At 38.0% G+C, this 1,202-nt stretch carries 1 protein-coding gene and 1 pseudogene; one reads left to right on the top strand and one right to left on the bottom strand.

The annotated features are described in order from the left end of the window. A pseudogene (locus tag FEU33_RS17965) lies at nucleotides 1–584 on the top strand (hypothetical protein); the annotation flags it as partial. On the opposite strand, the gene istB reads toward FEU33_RS17965, so the two are convergent. After that, nucleotides 520–1,202, bottom strand: a 683-nt coding sequence (gene istB, locus FEU33_RS17970) for an IS21-like element helper ATPase IstB (protein ID WP_146549929.1), incomplete at its 5' end; no start/stop codon positions are given. The pseudogene FEU33_RS17965 and the gene istB overlap by 65 nt on opposite strands.

Consider the following 1,202-nt stretch of genomic DNA (forward strand, 5'->3'; position numbering starts at 1 on the left):
TAGATCCACATCCTGGAGATGACGATGAACCGTTGTCGCAGAATGGGTATACGTATGCGAATAATGATCCAGTGATGCATGTGGATCCGAATGGACGTATTGCAAAATATATTGCACAAGTTTTGTTATTTTTAGCGAAACCTTTAATAAGAAAATATGGAGGTAAAGCTCTTAATAAAGCTCGTAAGTATATGGTGAAAAAGGCTCGAAAATATTTAAAAAAATGGGGTTCAAAGTATAGGATTGAGTCGAATGGTGGGGTATTATTAAAAATTATAGAAAAAGGAAAAGGACGTGTATTCTCCATAGATTTTCATAGGTTGCCTGGAATTGCATATATTAAAAAGTACGGTAAGAAAACAAAGAAACAATATAGTAAAGGTATATGGCATTATCACTTTAAAAGTGATACCCATTACATTATTGCTGAGTTAATTCCTAAAAACGTGTGTTTTTTGCAAGCAAAAAGTGCAGAAAATTGCAGAGAAATTTACATAGGCTTGCAGCTTTTCTTTTACATTAAATCCCAGTATCCGTTTTTACGGAGGATAAGGCATTTTTCAACCGGTAACTTTCCCCTGTGAACGCTATGACATGCGCGTGGTGAACTAGTCTGTCCACAAGGGCGGAAGTTAGACGGTTATCCCCAAAAACCCGATTCCACTGACCAAACTCCAAATTGGAGGTTACAATCACACTTTTATGCTCGTAACAGTCTGCAATAATGTGAAACAATAATTCCGATCCTTGCTTTTGAAAAGGAACGTATCCCAATTCATCCAGTATAAGCAAATCGCACTTCTCAATCTGTCGTTTTAATCTCTGCAAGGTGCCTTCTTTCATCGCTTCTTCTAATTGTCCCACCAAATCAGCCACCCTAAAGAAACGGACCTCAAATCCCAGTTCACATGCCTTCACACCTAAAGCCGTTCCTAGATGAGTTTTCCCAGTGCCTGGCGTTCCTAAAAGTAGAAGATTCTGTTTTTTCTTTATAAAACGGAGGTCACAGATTTCCTCTTTCGAGGTTGTTGCTGGTAAGTGCAGCTGGTCGGACCATTCATAATCCCTAAGCCATTTAAGCTCTCTAAATTTAGCCTTTTTTATCAGTCTAGCGATTTTGGTGGTTTGTCTGGAATTGACTTCAATCGATAGAATATCACGTAAAAACTGTTCTTTGCTTTCAAAAGGTATCTCCTCAAATT

The sequence above is a fragment of the Rummeliibacillus suwonensis genome (assembly GCF_007896435.1).
Lineage (GTDB): Bacteria > Bacillota > Bacilli > Bacillales_A > Planococcaceae > Rummeliibacillus > Rummeliibacillus suwonensis.